General features: G+C 39.4%; 17 protein-coding genes. 5 read left to right on the top strand and 12 right to left on the bottom strand.

Annotated elements, in window-relative coordinates; all coding sequences use genetic code 11:
* Positions 1-54: 54 nt before the first annotated feature.
* Positions 55-1,062, bottom strand: coding sequence for a UDP-glucose 4-epimerase GalE (galE, locus tag F985_RS11710; RefSeq protein ID WP_004701167.1), 1,008 nt, complete (start codon positions 1,060-1,062; stop codon positions 55-57).
* Between the two features lie 65 nt (positions 1,063-1,127).
* Between galE and tusD the strand changes: the two genes are divergently transcribed.
* The 4 genes from tusD to F985_RS11690 are packed head-to-tail and all read left to right on the top strand — an operon-like array spanning position 1,128 to position 2,524.
* On the top strand, positions 1,128-1,496 hold the full coding sequence (gene tusD, locus F985_RS11705; protein WP_004701165.1) for a sulfurtransferase complex subunit TusD: 369 nt from the start codon (positions 1,128-1,130) through the stop codon (positions 1,494-1,496).
* Between the two features lie 44 nt (positions 1,497-1,540).
* On the top strand, positions 1,541-1,891 hold the full coding sequence (locus tag F985_RS11700; RefSeq protein ID WP_000859776.1) for a hypothetical protein: 351 nt from the start codon (positions 1,541-1,543) through the stop codon (positions 1,889-1,891).
* 17 nt (positions 1,892-1,908) lie between these two features.
* A complete protein-coding gene (locus F985_RS11695) occupies positions 1,909-2,193 on the top strand; it encodes a hypothetical protein (RefSeq protein WP_004701162.1) in 285 nt (94 codons plus the stop codon).
* A 19-nt stretch (positions 2,194-2,212) separates the two neighbouring features.
* Positions 2,213-2,524 carry a TusE/DsrC/DsvC family sulfur relay protein gene (locus tag F985_RS11690; RefSeq protein WP_004701160.1) on the top strand — a complete coding sequence of 104 codons (312 nt, stop codon included), beginning with the start codon at positions 2,213-2,215 and terminating at the stop codon, positions 2,522-2,524.
* Positions 2,525-2,529: 5 nt separating this feature from the next.
* Here the strand turns inward: F985_RS11690 and F985_RS11685 are convergent, their stop codons facing one another.
* On the bottom strand, positions 2,530-3,393 hold the full coding sequence (locus F985_RS11685) for a DMT family transporter (protein WP_004701158.1): 864 nt from the start codon (positions 3,391-3,393) through the stop codon (positions 2,530-2,532).
* Positions 3,394-3,515: 122 nt separating this feature from the next.
* Between F985_RS11685 and F985_RS11680 the strand changes: the two genes are divergently transcribed.
* Positions 3,516-4,919: an aminotransferase-like domain-containing protein gene (locus tag F985_RS11680; protein ID WP_025469123.1), complete on the top strand. Its 1,404-nt coding sequence runs from the start codon at positions 3,516-3,518 to the stop codon at positions 4,917-4,919.
* On the opposite strand, the gene F985_RS11675 is transcribed toward F985_RS11680, so the two are convergent.
* The 10 genes from F985_RS11675 to nirD all read right to left on the bottom strand — a co-directional run bounded on the left by F985_RS11675 (position 4,916) and on the right by nirD (position 17,275).
* Positions 4,916-5,398 (bottom strand): winged helix-turn-helix transcriptional regulator, encoded by a 483-nt coding sequence (locus F985_RS11675; RefSeq protein WP_004701154.1) that lies wholly within the window; start codon positions 5,396-5,398, stop codon positions 4,916-4,918. The genes F985_RS11680 and F985_RS11675 overlap by 4 nt on opposite strands.
* Before the next feature lie 207 nt (positions 5,399-5,605).
* The gene (locus tag F985_RS11670) at positions 5,606-6,841 is read right to left on the bottom strand and encodes a molybdopterin molybdotransferase MoeA (protein ID WP_004701152.1); all 1,236 of its coding nucleotides are present in this window, start codon (positions 6,839-6,841) and stop codon (positions 5,606-5,608) included.
* Positions 6,841-7,764 carry a bifunctional molybdenum cofactor biosynthesis protein MoaC/MoaB gene (gene moaCB, locus F985_RS11665; protein ID WP_004701151.1) on the bottom strand — a complete coding sequence of 308 codons (924 nt, stop codon included), beginning with the start codon at positions 7,762-7,764 and terminating at the stop codon, positions 6,841-6,843. The genes F985_RS11670 and moaCB overlap by 1 nt, the downstream gene beginning before the upstream one ends.
* Before the next feature lie 23 nt (positions 7,765-7,787).
* Positions 7,788-8,276 (bottom strand): molybdenum cofactor biosynthesis protein MoaE, encoded by a 489-nt coding sequence (locus F985_RS11660; protein ID WP_000657202.1) that lies wholly within the window; start codon positions 8,274-8,276, stop codon positions 7,788-7,790.
* A 3-nt stretch (positions 8,277-8,279) separates the two neighbouring features.
* On the bottom strand, positions 8,280-8,534 hold the full coding sequence (locus F985_RS11655) for a MoaD/ThiS family protein (RefSeq protein ID WP_004701148.1): 255 nt from the start codon (positions 8,532-8,534) through the stop codon (positions 8,280-8,282).
* Positions 8,535-9,575, bottom strand: coding sequence for a GTP 3',8-cyclase MoaA (gene moaA, locus F985_RS11650; protein WP_081401270.1), 1,041 nt, complete (start codon positions 9,573-9,575; stop codon positions 8,535-8,537).
* A gap of 229 nt (positions 9,576-9,804) precedes the next feature.
* Positions 9,805-12,078, bottom strand: a complete 2,274-nt coding sequence (locus tag F985_RS11645) for a molybdopterin-dependent oxidoreductase (protein ID WP_004701143.1) — start codon at positions 12,076-12,078, stop codon at positions 9,805-9,807.
* Between the two features lie 149 nt (positions 12,079-12,227).
* Positions 12,228-12,857: a molybdenum cofactor guanylyltransferase gene (mobA, locus tag F985_RS11640; RefSeq protein WP_004701141.1), complete on the bottom strand. Its 630-nt coding sequence runs from the start codon at positions 12,855-12,857 to the stop codon at positions 12,228-12,230.
* Positions 12,854-15,634: a nitrate reductase gene (locus F985_RS11635; RefSeq protein WP_004701138.1), complete on the bottom strand. Its 2,781-nt coding sequence runs from the start codon at positions 15,632-15,634 to the stop codon at positions 12,854-12,856. The genes mobA and F985_RS11635 overlap by 4 nt, the downstream gene beginning before the upstream one ends.
* 18 nt (positions 15,635-15,652) lie before the next feature.
* Complete coding sequence (gene nirD, locus F985_RS11630) at positions 15,653-17,275, bottom strand: nitrite reductase small subunit NirD (protein ID WP_004701137.1); 1,623 nt, start codon at positions 17,273-17,275, stop codon at positions 15,653-15,655.
* Between the last annotated feature and the right edge of the window lie 11 nt (positions 17,276-17,286).

Below are 17,286 nucleotides of genomic sequence, written 5' to 3'. Positions count from 1 at the left end.
TTAATTTTAATATCGTACTCAAGCATTCCATTATTGTAAATAAGAATCATTATCTTATCTTCCATTTAATGTGTTTTGATAGAATCTCCATTCATCTTCAATCATTTGCTTTAAAGTTCGTTTCGGATTCCATTGTAATAAAGTTTTTGCTTTTCCTACATTTGCACCAAGTTGAGCCAATTCTTCATGTTTATAAATTGCCGATTGTGTCGGAATTTCAGCTTGGGTCACTTGTGAAATTTCATCTAATAACTGACGAATTGAATGTACTTGGTCATGTGCAATATTAAATGCTTCACAGCAATGGGTTTGATCACGTAGCCATAGTAGAGTTGCACTTACAGCTTCGCATACATCTAAGACATGTAGAAAACTACGCTCTACAGTATGGTCTTCGGTAGACACTTGGTCTTGTAATTCAATTAAATCACGCTGCATGGCTGCTACTTGCAATGCAAGCGGTACAATATTTTTAGGAAGCTGCGCAACATACTCACCTAATACACCATGCTCAAAAGCACCTACAATATTTGATAGGCGTAAGATCGCAATTTTCCATTCATGATCAATTTTATAGGTATCACGGATGATTTCTTCAATCATCTGTTGAGATTTTATATATGGATTTGGATAAGCGTAGTTGAAATCTTGTGTTTCACTCAGTTCTAAATCAGATTTCCCATAGACAGCCAAGCTAGATAAATGGATAAAATGACGAACTCCTGTACGTTGCATCGCACGTAATAGACTCATGATGCAACTGACATTATCGTTATAATATTCGAGCGGTTTTAAGTTAGATTCTTCAATGGATTTAAAACCAGCGGTGTGAATGACTGCATCAATTGAGTATTGTTCAAATACCTTATTCAATGCAGGTGTATTACGTACATCAAGTTTAACAAACGGAACGTACATACCAGAGATGTATTCTAACCGCTCAAGCGTTTGCAAGGTCGAGTTAGCCAAATTATCGACAATAACCACTTCTTGGCGTTGAGCCAACAGACTCAATGCAATGTGTGAACCGATAAAGCCTAAACCACCTGTCACTAAAATCATTGTATACTTACCTTTCTCTTAATGTATCTACGCCCATTTAGACGTATGACCATAGTGAATTCTCAATGAGTACATTACTACTAATAACCTCTGCTCCTACTTCAATCCATGCTTGGCATGCACTGGGCCTTGCTCAGGCACTCAAAAGTAAAAATGAAGACTTTCGTGTATTCTTTTACCAAGATGGCGTTCAGGTTGCGAATGATTTTCAGTGGGTTCCTGACGACCAGCGTAATTTAACGCATGAATGGCAAAAGCTCTCGATCCGACTTCCTGTCTGTGTCAGCGCCGCCCTTGCACGTGGTATTACCGATGCAGAAAATGCGAGTCGCCATCAACTTAGTCATCACAACCTAGCAGACAACTTTGAGTTAGTTGGACTAGGTGAACTTGCTGATGCAGTACAGTCAGCCTCTCGTCTTCTTCAATTCTAAGTTACTTTGTTAACTTAGATTGTTGCTTTTAAAAGGTATATTGTGTGAAAACTGTACTCGTTATTTTGACCCAAGCCAATCTAACCAGCCTACAAGTCAATGAAAGCCTCGCCGCTACTATGGTTTTAGCAACCTTTGGCTCACCAGTCAAAGTATTATTGAAAGATGCAGCTCTTAGCCTCTTACAAAATGAACATAACTTTGACCAGTTGCAACATGCTTTTAAAATTGCTTCAAACATGGTGGATAGCTTTGAGTTTTATGACTTGAGTCCCATTCTTGTTGAGACCAAAAATAAACAGCATCCTTTTGTTCAAAACAGTGAGCAGGAGCTAGAGTTTGTTCAGTTAGATACTGAACTCATCCAATCTTTCGATCATGTCTTATATTGGTAGATAAAGGTGTAAATTTAATGACGCAATCAACACTTTATCTGGTGCAAGCTTCTTATCACCATACCCCTCGTATTATTGAAGAACTTGAAAAGCTTTTTCATCAAGACGATCAGATTGTTTTTATGGGCGATTCAACCGCACAGCTTTCCCTAAGCATTTGTAAGCAGTTTGGCTCAGTTTCTTGTTTGTCTCATGAAAAAGATTTAATTGATTCAGAAACCTTAGCTCACGTTAAGATATTAAATTATGACCAGTTTGCGGATCTGGTTTTACAATTTAATCGATGTATTTCTTTGAAATAATATAGTTAGGCTCATTTTTATGAATTTAGAATTAGATCAAGATGGTCATTTAGTCGACTATACGATTTGGAATCCAGAAGTCGCACAGGAACTTGCCAAATCTCTCGATCTTGAATTAACAGACTGGCATTTTGAAGTTTTAACTGCGGTTCGCCAATTTTATCAGCAATTTGGGCATTCTCCAGCGACTCGTCCCCTCATTAAATTCTTAATGAAAACTGTCAATCCTGATATCAATAATGCTGTTTTACAGCAAAAATTTAATACTGGTTTAGTTGCGCGCCATCTCAGTCGTTTAGCAGGCATTCCTAAACCAGCAAATTGTTTATAACTTTTTTATGCGAACTTTTTAGCGGCAGCGACACATAGAATTGTTACTGCCGTTACCATTAACATCGACCAACTTACATGTTCATGTAATAACAGTGCGGCAATCGCGAGTCCCATTAAAGGTTGTAAAAGCTGTAGCTGGCTAATTGCAGCAATACCGCCTTGTGCAAGCCCTTTGTACCAGAAAAAGAACCCGATAAGCATACTAAATAACGATACATAAACCAGCCCTGCTATCGCCGATGTAGATACATCTTGGAAAGAAACAGGCATGTAAAAAATAGTAGCAAATAACATAATCGGTAAAGCTAAAATAAGCGCCCAACAAATCACCTGCCACCCACCTATTTTTTTCGAAAGTACTCCGCCTTCTGCATAGCCAAATCCACATAGAATAATTGCAATAAGCATGTATAAATCGCCGATGCCAAAAGAAGCTTCACCTGACAAAAAAAACATGTAGGTAAAGACAACCAGGCTGCCTAAAATTGCAAATATCCAAAAAAATAAATTTGGTTTTTCTCCGCCTCTCACTACTGCAAATATCGCTGTTGCAAGCGGTAGAAGACTAACAAAGACAATTGAATGTGCTGCATTCATATATTGCAAAGCAAGTGCCGTAAATAAGGGAAAACCCACCACAACACCTAAAGCAACTATAGCAAGTGCCCCCCAATATTGTTTAGCCGGTCTTTTTTCTTTAAGCAAAAAGATAAGAATTAAACCTAAAATACCCGCAATGGCTGCTCTTGCCGCCGTAAGAAAACCAGGATCAAAACTGGTAACCGCAACACGGGTGGCTGGTAATGAGCCTGCAAAAATCGCAACCCCAATAAAACCATTTACCCAACCATTCATAAACTTTTGCATATTATTCTCCGCAACTATACGAAGAATTTAAGCTGTGATATGGTGTCAAAACCAGATACAAAGCAGTACAATTTCAAAAAACTGTTATGTATAAATAAGCAGTACAGTTAGAGATGGTTAACGTGAATCAGTCAAAAACAAAAATCGAGCTTGTTATTTCACAGATTGAACAGCAAATTAAAAATCGTTCTTTAACGCCAGGCTCCCGTTTACCTTCTGTACGTAAACTATCCAAAGATTTAGGTTTTTCTGTTTCTACTATTGTTGAAGCTTATGAGCGGTTAATTGCCGTAGGTAAAATTGAATCTCGTAGTGGCTCCGGTTTTTATGTCGTAGGACCGCTTGCCCCTTTGGCTTTAAGTGAATTAGGCCCTAAATTAGATCGTTCTATAGATCCGTTATGGATTTCGCGTCAGTCTTTGGAAGCAAAACCCGATGCATTTAAACCTGGTTGTGGCTGGTTACCAAATGACTGGATGCCACTTGAAAGTATTCGTAAAGCTTTAAGATCTGCTACACGTAACGAAGATGATAACTTAATGGGCTATTCGTCACCTTTAGGGCTACCAGCATTAAGAGATTTACTCGCTAGGCGAGCGCAAAGTAAAGGTATAGAAGCAAACTTAAACCAAGTTCTTTTAACTGATTCTGGTACTCAAGCAATTGATCTGGTTTGTCGTTTTTTACTTAAACCAGATGATGTTGTTTTGATTGATGACCCTTGTTACTTTAACTTTCATGCTTTACTTAAAGTTCATCAAGTTAAAGTTATTGGCATTCCTTATACATCAAGCGGACCAGATTTAGAAACATTTAAAGAAGCGATTGAGACCCATAATCCACGGCTCTACATTACAAATTCTGGAATACACAACCCCACTGGTGCAACACTCTCACTTTCGATCGCTCATCAATTATTAAAACTGATTGAGCAGTCTAATTTGATTGTGATTGAAGACGATATATTTTCAGATTTTGAACATACTTCAGCGCCACGACTTGCGGCCCTAGACAACCTTTCACGCGTGATTTTTATTGGAAGTTTCTCTAAAACACTCTCTGCCTCTATTCGCTGCGGGTATATTATTGCTAAACCAGAATGGATTGATCAAATTACCGATTTAAAAATAGCTACCAGTTTTTCTCACAATGGCCTTTCAGCCAAAATATTACATACAGCTTTAACAGACGGTTCATACCGTAAGCATCTAGATGTGTTAAAAGTTCGTTTATCTCAAGCCATGCAGGAAACGATAGTAAAGCTTAAAGCGATTGGAATAGAACCGTGGATTGAACCAAAGGCTGGAATTTTTGTGTGGTGTCGGTTACCCGAAGGAATAGATGCAGCGAAGATTGCTCAGTTTTGTCTGAATCGAGAAGTAATTCTTGCTCCGGGTAATGCCTTTAGCCAAGCACAATCGGCAGGCCAATTTATTCGTTTTAATATTACCCAATCAAATCATGATTATATTTATAAGACTCTTACAGAGGCACTTCAGCAAGAGTCTTTAAAGAAAATGCTTTAAGCTTCTTTTTGCTTTTGTTCTATATAAGCAAAATAGCCCGGTCCAGCCGTAACTTGAACTTGTTTTGCATGTAAAGGTTCACGGCAGACCGAACATACCATGATTGGTTCAAATTTATGACCACAAGCTTTATGACGATATTCCAACGGTTTACCTAAACCTTGATCCATCCATTTATCTGCCCAGTTCGCCATAGATAATATAATTGGATAAAGCTCAAATCCTTTATCTGTGAGACGATATTCAAAGCGTTCCTGACGGTCAAAATAAGGAGCTTTGACTAAAATTTCGTATTCAACCAAACGCTTTAAACGATCCGATAGGACATGACGAGTGACACCTAGCGATTTTTGAAAATCATCAAAACGGCGAATTCCCATAAAAGCATTACGTAATATTAGCATCGTCCATCGATCACCAATTACTGATAGCATACGGGCAACAGAACAAGGTTGATCACCGATGTCATCCCATTTCATCTTTATGCTTACCTCAATATATAACTGGCCTACTTGCCTTATTATTTATACCCTAAACCACTTAATATGTTATATGCAATATTCAGCTTAAAAATAAGTTTTTAATGTACTTATGATGCTTATTTTTTAAATAACCATGAATAGAAATACTTATAAAATATGATTAACTTATAAGTATAAATTAATCATATTCAGCTTATTTATAGGCTAATTTGAAATAAAGATTCCTTTTAATAATGTACCTGACTCTAGTTTTGTAATCGCAGGAATACGGACTAAACAATTGGCTTGCATAAGGTTACTCAGCATATGAGACTGCTGCTTAGCCAAACTTTTTACTCTAAGTTGTCCTGCATCAAAATAAGCATACATTCGTAAAAAACGTTCACGTGCATCTTCTTTTAAATCATGCTCTAAAATCGCAGTAAACCATTCTGGTCCGCGTCTATTGCCCTGCAATGCATCAAGCAAAGATTTTCCGTAAATTTGCATTGCGACATATACCGCAGCTGGATTGCCCGGTAGGCCTAGCAAACAGCAAGAATGGCTAACTTGTGAATTATGATATTCGGCAAAGAATAAAGGTTTACCCGGTTTTTGCTTAACTTTCCAAAAGATTTGCTCAAACCCAACTTCGAAAGCGCATGGTCGAACAAAGTCGTAGTCTCCGACTGAAACTCCGCCAGTCGTTATAACAACATCATGGCTGTCTTTTAACTGGTTAAAGTATTGAGTGACCTGTTCAGCTTCATCTGCAACATGAATGAGTTCGATATCTAAACCATAATCTATAAACCAAGCTTTTAATAAAGGCCCATTTGCATCAAAGACTTTTCCATCAATTAAATCATCTACCGTTTGAGCAACTTCATCACCTGTGACTAGTACTGCAACTTTTGGTCTACGATAAACAGTAAGCTCTTGCACTCCCGCCATACTTAAAGCAGCCAAGCTTCCAATATTTAGAAACTGTCCAACTTGAGCAAGCAACTGCCCCTGCTGGATTTCTTCACCAGTAAAACGGATATCAGCTTGAGGGCGTATATGTTCCGTTAAACAAATTTCATGAGCCGAAATAACCGATACAATTTCTTGCCGAGCTATATGTGTTGTCCCTTCAGGAATTTTGCCGCCCGTAAATATTCGTATTGCCTGTCCTTCAATCAAAATATCATGACTTTCACTTCCGGCACGAATCTCACCTGTAACTTGGAACTTTTGATTATTTAAGTCTTCTGCATGGCTACAAAGTGCATAACCATCTACCGCACTTTGAGAAAAGCTTGGTAGATTAATTTCAGAGTAAATCTCTTTTGCAAGATAACTACCTAGGCTATTTGTCAGAGTCTTTTGAATAGAGTTTAAGTTTTTAGGTTTATTAATAACTAAATCTAGCGCTTCATCTATACTGATTAAGCCACGCTCAGCATCACAACCTGACATTATTCATAGCCTCCCGGATGCGGTAAATCACGACAAACATCAAAAATATGGACTAAGGCAGGTAAAATAGCTGCCATTGATTCGCTTGCTCCACCACGGCTTCCCGGTAACGTCACCACTAACGAACGGTCAATAAAACCTGCCACTCCACGTGACATAGCAGCATACGGTGTACGCTTTTGTCCAAATGAGCGAGCAGCTTCCATTAAGCCATCTAATTTACGTTCTAAAAGAGGCTCTAGCGTATCAACTGTAATATCACGCTTGCCAATTCCTGTACCACCAACAGTCATAATGCAAGCATATGATTTGCTCAACTCAAGCACTAAGTTTTTTAAAGTATCCGCTTCATCTGGCAAAATCTGGTAGTGAATCGGATCAAATCCTGCTTCAGTTAACGTTTCAACCACAGATTTTCCGGCAGTATCCGGCTTTCTACCCACTGCTACGGTATCTGACAATACAATGACCGCAGCCGAAACAGGTTGACGCAATACCCGTTTAAAATGGGATTTTCCGCCTTTTTTCTTCAGTAATTTACATTGATCCATCCAGAGTTCTTCTGGTTCACAATGTGGCTTTAACATGTCGTAAATGGTTAAACCGGCCAAACTTGCCGCCGTTAAAGCTTCCATTTCTACGCCAGTTGGTCCAATGGTCTCAACGACCGTAATAATTTTTACAAAATCATGTTCTAATTCATATTCAACATCTGCCCGATAAATCGGTAGCGGATGACATAATGGAATCAGCTCATCAGTTCGTTTTGCTGCCAAAATTCCTGCAACACGTGCTGTTTTTAATGCATCACCTTTTTCCGTGTTTCCTTGTCTTAATAGTTCAATACAGTGCGGTGGTGCATATAAAATCGCTTGTGCTTCGGCAACACGATAACTTTCCGGCTTCATTCCAACGTTTTTCATTATTTATCCTAGTATTACATATTTCAGTGTGAGTGTTCATGGCCGGCATGATGATGGTGATGCTTATGGTCATGTGGTGCATCCTTACGAATACAACAGCCCTCTACGTAATGACTTGTGCCATCGGTAAAGAACTCTTCTTTAAAGACAGGTACTTCATGTTTTACCCGTTCGACTGCTTCCTCACATGCTTGAAAAGCTTCACGGCGATGGGCTGCGTACGCAATCGCAATAATGGCTGTTTCACCGACATCTAGATATCCAATCCGATGAACCACTCGCACATAAGATACCTGATACTTTTTCTCAATTTCTAGTTCAATTTCACGTATCATTTTTTCTGCAAGCGGTTTATACGATGTATATTTCAGCGCCTTTACCGCTTTACCTTCGTGGTGATTACGAACCGTACCCATAAAAATATCGATACCACCGCATTCAGGAAAAGATTGAATCGGATCAAAAGTATCAAGGCTTAAAGCTTGCTCTTGTATTCTTGCGAACTCTTTCATGATTCATCCTCCAGCAACGGGTGATAATAAAACCAAAGTGCATGCCTCACTTAAGGTAGCTTGTCTGGTGATGACATTATCACCAATCGCACATGCACATTTTTCCATGGCTTTTGTAGATTCCGGATGCAATAAAACAATTTCATCTAATACATCTTTAACCAAGCTATGGTTAGGACAAACTAGCGAAAGATTTTCAGGAAGCAATTTTTCAATTGCACCAAATGCTTCGACTTTAATTTGGATAGATTTTTGCATTTATCCCCCAAGCATATGCATGCTGATTTTACGGGTTTGTTGATGTTGTAAGGCATGGAAACCTTTGGCTTTGTGCCAGATATAAGGATGAACCAAATGATTTAAATTTTGGACCGTCATATCGTATTCTGGCGTATGTTGTTTACTTACCAATGCTTCAAGCTGAGGCTTAATATTTAAACCTTGCGGTGCAAACAAACAGTTATATAGTTCGCCTTTTGCTGTAATTCGTATGCGGTCACACTGATGACAAAATGAATGCGTAATTGTGGAAATAATTCCTAAATGGTAGCTACCGTTAATTAGATATTGACGCGCTGGCTCATGTTGCTGCTCGATGACTTGTAGCGAATAATACTGTTGCAATACCTGTAAAATTTCAGCCTCGCTTACCACATCTTTATTTGACCAATGTCCATCACCATCAAGCGGCATAAACTCGATAAAACGTAAAGGAATATGGTTGGAGATTGACCACTTCACCATGGGTAAGATTTGATCATCATTTTTATCTTTCATTAATACGCAGTTAATTTTAAAAGGTAGTCCTGCATCTTTAGCAGCTTGAATACCCTCAAGAACTGGTTCTAACTTTTTCTTAGTGAGCTCTTTAAATTGAATTGAATCAAGACTATCTAAACTAATGTTTAAATCATCTAATCCAGCGTCTTTTAGTTGTTTAGCGTATTTAGCAAGGTAATGACCATTTGTAGTCATCGATATACGTTTTAAACCTAATGCTTTTAAGGCCTGCAAATCACGAACAAAATGAACTATGCCTTGACGCATTAATGGTTCACCACCCGTAATGCGAATACTCTCGATACCTTGCTGCACCATAAAATGACAAAATTGAAAGAGCGCTTCAAAACTAAGCAAGTCCTGTTTATTTAACCATTCTGGATGCTCAGGCATGCAATATACACACTTAAAATTACAGCGATCAGTTACAGAAATTCGTAACTTACGCTTGATACGCCCATATTGATCTTGCAGAAGGCTTGGCGCATTTTCAGAGTGATATTGTTTCATCATTTGCACTCATATCGAGAACATTTCAAATCTTGCGAGCACCGATTATGAACAATCAAATACAAAAAATTGCATCTTAATAGTGCTTTGTTTTTTAATTGCAAAATTCGTTCCAGCTCTACTTATTTTCCATAATATTTAAATTTTTTATAGACTTTTCATCGCACTACCTTAAGAAAAATTAAAAAATAAATCCCAAGTTAGCGCGGTAAAATCTATGTTTTACTTGATTCTATTTCTAACACTTTTCTAGACGGATGGGTACATATTTATGGTACGGCGTTTTCGACAATGGATCACAATGTTCATCAGAAATAAGTAAGTTTAATTGTGGCCCAATCGGTTCTCCATTTCGAAAGCGCATACCGTAGCCATGTGGCAGTGATACAACACCTCTTCTCATCCCATCATCTAACTCAATAGCTACCTGAATTTGTCCATGCTGTGAGATACATTTAAGCTGCTCTCCTGTATCTACATTTAAGTGCCTTGCATCTTCGGGATGAATACGTAGTGCACCTTCTGCATCTACTTTTCGCCAAGCAGGGTCACGGTAAATTTGGTTGGCGTTGTAACTACGGCGTTCACCTGACAAAAGGATGAAAGGAAACTCTTCAATATTAACGTTATGGCTTTTCAAGCTTGCGAGTTCACTTAACATCTCGGGAATTGCAAGACGTATTTTCTTATCTTTATAGGCCACCAGTTTCCAGACTTCGTCATATTCATGTTGCGATAAAACCATACCTGAACGTTGCTTTAATATCTGCTCAAATAGTTTGACACCTTGTGTTAACGGATTACCTTTATAACCTGCACGGCGTACCGCTTTGGTATGTAAAACAGCATATTGAATAGATAGCGGCAATAAAAAAGCAACTGAATCTGCAGAATTGCCAAGTCGTTTGCCAAGAGTTCGATAAATAATAGAGGCAGCAAAAGGGATATATTTTTTATGCCGTGCCAAGGTAAGTCCTAGCGCAGACAAGTAGGGTAAGTAGGCTGTTTTTTTCGAGTCGACCGCAGCTATTTTTTCTAAAATTGGAAAACGTTTTGGAATCACCTGCATGGCTTCAAGTAATCGTGTATAAATTTCTGCCTCTGGCAAAGTATTCGCTTGAGCGGTCAATACAGGATGACGTAGGTGAAAACCATTTTTAGGAAATTCCAAATTAAAACCAGTAAATTCCCATTTTTCAAACTGGGTATGTGCTGGCAAAATGTAGTCCGCAAGCCTAGCGGTTTCCGTCATCGCAACATCAACTACAACCAATAAATCTAATGCTTTAAAGGCTTTTTCATAGGCAGGTGTATCAGGGTAAGTTAATAGTGGATTACAACTATCTACAAACACCGCACGAATTTGTTTTTCCCCTGCTTTTAGGATTTCATCGGGTAAAATATTAGGCGGGAAAAACCCTGAAATCGGGAACATTTTATGATAAACGCTACGTCGATATTTTGGATTTCTTTCATCTGTATCACTTAAAATTGGAATAAACATGGTATGCAAATTATTGGTACCCTGTTTTCCAAAGTTCCCTGTCAGCAAGTATAAAAGCTTTTCTAAATAACCATTTAATGTTGTATTCAAAGTATGTTGAATACCTAAATCGATACGTACACAGCCTCTTTTTGCCTTGGCAAAATCTCGAACAATCTGATAAATCAAATCAATAGGTACATCAGCTTTAGCAATATAGTCTTCAATCGGGACATGGTTAAATGCAGCTTTTACTTCTTCAAACCCATGTGTGTGCTGCTCAATAAATGCTGTATCATAAAGTTTTTCTTCAATAATGATCGCAATCATGGCCGACATTAAAAAAGCATCTGTTCCCGGTTTTAGCTGTACGTGAATGTCTGCTTGTTTTGCCGTTTCGGTAACACGCGGGTCGAACACCACCATGGTTCGGTTCGGATCTTTCTTAATATGTTTTAGCGTGTCTCGTGCGTTAGGAATACCGTGTGCTTGAAATGGATTTGTTCCAATAAAAAGTACGTAATCTGCATGTTCAACATCTTCTGTCGTATGGCAAGCCTGACTACCGAACAGGCGGCCATTGAGCCAGAAATCACCTGTTTTTTCTTGGGCAAGTGAGTTATATGCATAATAACTTTTCATAGCCAATAAAAGTTGTCGACCATAAGCTGCACCGAGGTGGTTACCCTGACCACCGCCCCCAACAGAGGCAAAAGCTGTACCTCCAAATTTATCTCTAATCTGAACCAATTGATCGGCAATTTCTTGTATAGCCTCGTCCCAACTAATTTCTTGAAATGAGCCATCTGGTTGGCGTTTTAAAGGTGCGGTTAAACGGTCTGCATGTTTCTGGTAATGCTGTAATCTTGCGGCTTTTTGGCAAATGTAACCTTGAGAAAATGGATGCTCAGGATTACCTTTAATTTTGACAAATTGGTTATCTTTAATTTCCACACTTAAGCCGCAGTTTCTTGAACATAAAATACATGCGGTCACATCTGTTTTACTTTGCTGAGCTGCGTCCATCATTTTCTGGCTCCGTTTATTTTTATACATCTGGCTAGAATGAAAATAACAAGTTCCAAAATAGAACTTAAATTCTAAACAGTCAATAACTCAAAATTTAAAAATTGATTTCAGATTATCAATGTAAATTTTAAATCGATATGATTGAAGTTCTAATTTGTCGAAAAAATCTCTTTAAATGCTTTAATTTGTTTGTATTGTTGAAGTTCATCTAAAGAATTAATGCTATGGAAAAATAAGTTTTGCTTTTGAAATATAGCGACTTGCGCATGCAAAAGCTTAAAGCATTCTTTCAAACTTAATCGTTGCTTTTCAATTTGCTCCGTTATGGTGATGAGACTTTCACGTTTTAATAAGCAAAATGGATATAAGGCATCTCCGTTAATTGAAACGTAAGCTGCCTGAGCCTGTTTATTTTTGCGAAGAGCGCTATGTAATTTCGCAACGACTTGCGTAGGTATGTAGGTCACATCACAAGGGATAAACAAAACATAATCTGCTTTTACATGTGACCATGCACTTTTCATTCCCATAAGTGGGCCGAAAAAACCGGAAGCATCATCTTGAAAACATTTAATATCAGGCACAATACTTTGATAAATCGAATAATCACGATGACTATTCACCCAAATTTCAGATACCGAAGATTTTAGTTTTTGATGAATTTTGAGTAGTTGCGTATCGCCATCGAATTGTTGCAACAGCTTATTTAAACCATTCATACGGCGGGCTTGTCCACCCGCGAGAATGACCAAATCAGTTACGGGATATCCCTTATTCACACTTCCACCTCTTGCTGGCAAGCTTTAATCAAGCCTCGGATTTCAGGTAAACATGAACCACAGTTTCCACCTGCTTTTAAACATGCAGTAACCTGTTTTTCATGGGTAATGTTTTGTGTTTTTATCACGTCGATAATTTTATTCTTACCTACTTTAAAACAACTACAAACTAAAGGCCCATCATTATTAGTAGCCGACATTGGCATACCTGCTAGTAAAGCTTTACGGTGCAAGGCGCTTAAACGTTCGCGTTTAAACAGACTTACTACCCAGTCACGGTCTGGCAATAAATCTGGCGGTGCAATATATAGACTTGCAATTACAATGCCATCTTTCAAAATAACACTATGGCTCAGTTGTGAAGAAATATCTTCTATGCTTAACCATTCAAAGGTTTCATCGGCAAATGGCAAAAAGCTTTTCAGATTCTTTTGAGTATCATGAAAAGTTTGGCGGTCTGCAAGTTCATAACGATTGGTTTTCACCATTTTGACTTTAGTCCACCATGCACAGTGATGTAGCGATTCTTGAATGTGCGAATCGTATCCTTCACGAATATAGAGCACGCCTTGCCAAGTGGTATAGAACGGCTGAATAGTTACAGGCGTATGTTTGAACTCGGGCTCACCTGAAATTGCATCAACTTCCGGATTAACGACTTTACCAATACGGGCGTCGGATGCGACCTGTTCAGTCCAGTGAATCGGTGCAAAAATTTGCCCACGACGGACACCTGATGAGAATGTCACGCGCAGTACACAACTGCCCCATTTCGAACGAACTTCTACTAAACCTTGATCACGTACACCAAACTTCAATGCATCACTTGGATGAATCTCACAGAATGGTTCAGCACGGTGACTGGTTAAATTTGGCGACAAACCAGTACGTGTCATGGTATGCCATTGATCGCGAATACGCCCCGTGTTCAAAATGAGCGGATAATCTTCTGAAATTGCATGTACCGGATTAATTGCAACAGTCGGAATTAGTTTTGCCTTGGTGTTTTTGTGACTAAACGTGCCTTTGCCAAACAGTTGTTGAACAGCTTTAGCGTCTTGGTTTTTACTCCAGACTGGCCATTGCACTGGTTGTAGAGTGTCGTACTCAGCAGTACTTAGGTTCATTAAACCTTTTAAGTTGAAATAACGGAACGTATCAGTTTGCTCACGTGCTTCAATGTCCGCGTTATCTTGTGCTGACAAAGCCGCATGTTCATTAAAAATATCAACAGTACTCGTAAAGTCAAAACCTTTAAAGCCTAATTTTTTCGCAACTTGGCTCACTGACCACCAATCTGCTTTTGCTTCACCCGGCGCAGGTAAAAAAGCACGTTGACGTGAAATACGACGCTCAGAGTTAGTAACGGTTCCGTCTTTTTCACCCCAACCTAAAGCTGGAAGCAAAATATCGGCGTAAGCCGTAGTATCCGTATCGGCACAAATATCTGACACAACGACCAATTCGCATTTTTCTAAAGCACGTTTCACCTGATCAGCATCTGGTAAACTTACCACCGGATTGGTTGCCATAATCCAGATGGCTTTAATTTTTCCAGCTTCAACAGCACGGAACAAATCAACTGCTTTTAAGCCAGCTTGAGTTGCAATAAATGGACTGTCCCAAAAGGTTTGCACTACTTTTTGATGTAAAGGGCTATCTAAGTCCATGTGTGCCGCTAGCATGTTGGCTAAGCCACCCACTTCTCGACCACCCATAGCATTGGGCTGGCCTGTCATTGAAAATGGTGCAGCGCCGAGCTTTCCAATTTTGCCTGTCAGCAAGTGGCAATTAATAATGCTGTTGGCTTTATTCACGCCCTGACTTGATTGGTTCACACCCATTGAAAATAGCGTGATTACCTTTTCAGTCTGCGCAAATTTCTCAAAGAACTGTTGCATCTTATCGAGTGCAATTCCTGTACGCTTTGCCACATATTCCACATTAGTTTCTGGCTCGCTGCTTGCCAAAACCTCTTGCAAACCTTCGGTATAAGCATCTACAAAAGCCTGATCGGCATGACCATTTTGATATAAATATTGGAATAGACCGTTAAACAATGCGACATCTTGGCCCGGTAAAATCGGTAAATGTAAATCCGCTTGTTCACAAGTACTGGTAAAACGTGGGTCAATCACCACAACAAACATATCGGGATTGTGGCTTTTAGCCTGCATAATCCGTTGATACAGCACAGGATGGCACCATGCGGTATTGGAACCAACCAAAACTACCATGTCTGCATGTTCAAAATCTTCATAACTTGCAGGGACAAGGTCTTCACCAAAGCTACGTTTATGACCTGCCACCGCAGATGACATACAAAGCCGTGAGTTGGTGTCGATATTTGCAGTGCCCAAATAGCCTTTTACAAACTTGTTCACCACATAATAGTCTTCAGTCAAAAGCTGACCTGAAACATAAAATGCAATGCTGTCACGACCATATTTATCGATACAAGACTGGAATTTATCGGCAATTTTATTGATTGCTGCATCCCATGTCGTTACCTCCCGATCAGCTTTTCGCCCCATCATTGGTTGTAAAACACGTGTTTCTAACCCCAAAGTATCCGCAAGACGGCTACCTTTAATACATAAGCGTCCAAAGTTGGAAGGATGCTCAGCATCCCCCTCAACTTGTACAAGAGGTCCTTGCGGTTTTTGTTGAACGTTTACACTAACACCGCAACCTACACCACAATATGGACATGTTGTTTTGATTGTTTTTGCAACATGATCGGAGCTATCGACTTCAACGCTTGGAATACTGTTCATAACTGCTCCTTTCCCTATTTAGCCTGCATTTTTTAATGCAAAATCTCGACCAAATAGCAGCTTATTTCTAAATGAAGAAACAGGGGTTTGATCTGCAATTAACTCTGCATACCACATGCCATCTTCAGTATCTCCAAACAATACTGCACCGATTACCCGATCGCTTTGAATGATAATACGCTTATAAATCTGGCGTTTTTCATCGTTTAAAATAATGTCTTCATAATCATCTTTCGGTTCAAAATTGCCCGCAGAGAATACATCGACTCCACTCACCTTTAACTGAGTCGGTACGGTTGGCGCTTTAAAAGTTAAGCTGCCGTGCTCTGCTAAATGGGTCGCGCAAATAAAAGCTTGCCCCCATAGTGGCTCAACTAAACCAAAGGTCTGTCCACGATGTTCGATACACTCACCCACCGCGTAAATACTTGGGTCAAATGTTTGCATGGTGTCATTGACCAACACACCTCGATTACAGCGTAGACCAGCACTTTGGGCCAAAGCAATATTCGGACGGATACCTACAGCAAACACCACAAGGTCAGCATCTAACACTGTGCCATCTTTCAAGCGTATTTGTTTGACATGACCGTTTTCATCACCAATTAACGCTTCAGTATTGGCTTCGGTAATGATTTGAATGCCTTTTTGTTCAATACTATGGCGCAGTAACTGGCTCGCACGACCATCAAGTTGACGTTCCATAATACGGTCCATCAAATGCAATACTGTCACATTCATACCGCGTTGTTTTAAACCGTAGGCCGCTTCCAAACCGAGTAAACCGCCACCAATCACCACTGCATTGGTTTTTGAACTGCAGTACTCAATCATGGTGTTAACATCATAAATATCACGGAAAGTTAACACGCCCTTTAAGTCGACACCTTGAACTGGTGGAATAAATGGTGCCGAGCCTGTTGCCAGAATCAAACGGTCATAATCAATTGTCTGGCCTTTTTCGGTGTAAACCACTTTACGCGGACGATCAATTTTTACGGCTTTATCACCAGCAATAAATTTAATGCCTTTATCGTCGTACCACTTCGGTGGATGCAACATAATGTCTTCAATAGTTTTTTCACCCGATAAAACCGGAGACAACATAATACGGTTATAGTTACCCCATGGTTCTTCACCAATCACTGTAACTTCATAACGGTCTGGTGCCATATCAAGTAAATCTTCCAGACAACGCATTCCTGCCAAACCATTCCCGATCAGCACCAGTTTAAGTTTGTCTTGTGATACACCTGTATTGGTAATATAAGTTTTTTGCGGTATTGCATTGACCCAAACACGACCATCAACAATTTTGCTCGGATAAACCGAAAGTTTTTGGTCTTTATCTTCTAAACAACGGCCCGTTGCCAAACTAAAATGTTGTTTATAGATTGGCGATGCAATGACACGCTCACCTTGCAAATCACCAATAATTCCGCGGCTCATGACATTGGCTTGGCTAAACGGATCTTTATTGCTGAGCACATAAACACGTTTTTCATGTCCCACTCGAAATATAGCCACTGCTTGACCATCCACTAGCGCACCTGCGCCAGTGTTAGGAGTTAAGTCATCAAGTGCACACACATCAATCCATTGACCATCAGGAAGCATATTTTTATCATGTACAATATTCATAGAAATTCTCC

Origin of the sequence: Acinetobacter seifertii, assembly GCF_000368065.1 — a bacterium.
GTDB classification, from domain to species: domain Bacteria; phylum Pseudomonadota; class Gammaproteobacteria; order Pseudomonadales; family Moraxellaceae; genus Acinetobacter; species Acinetobacter seifertii.
This window is presented reverse-complemented; position numbering and strand designations above follow the sequence as displayed.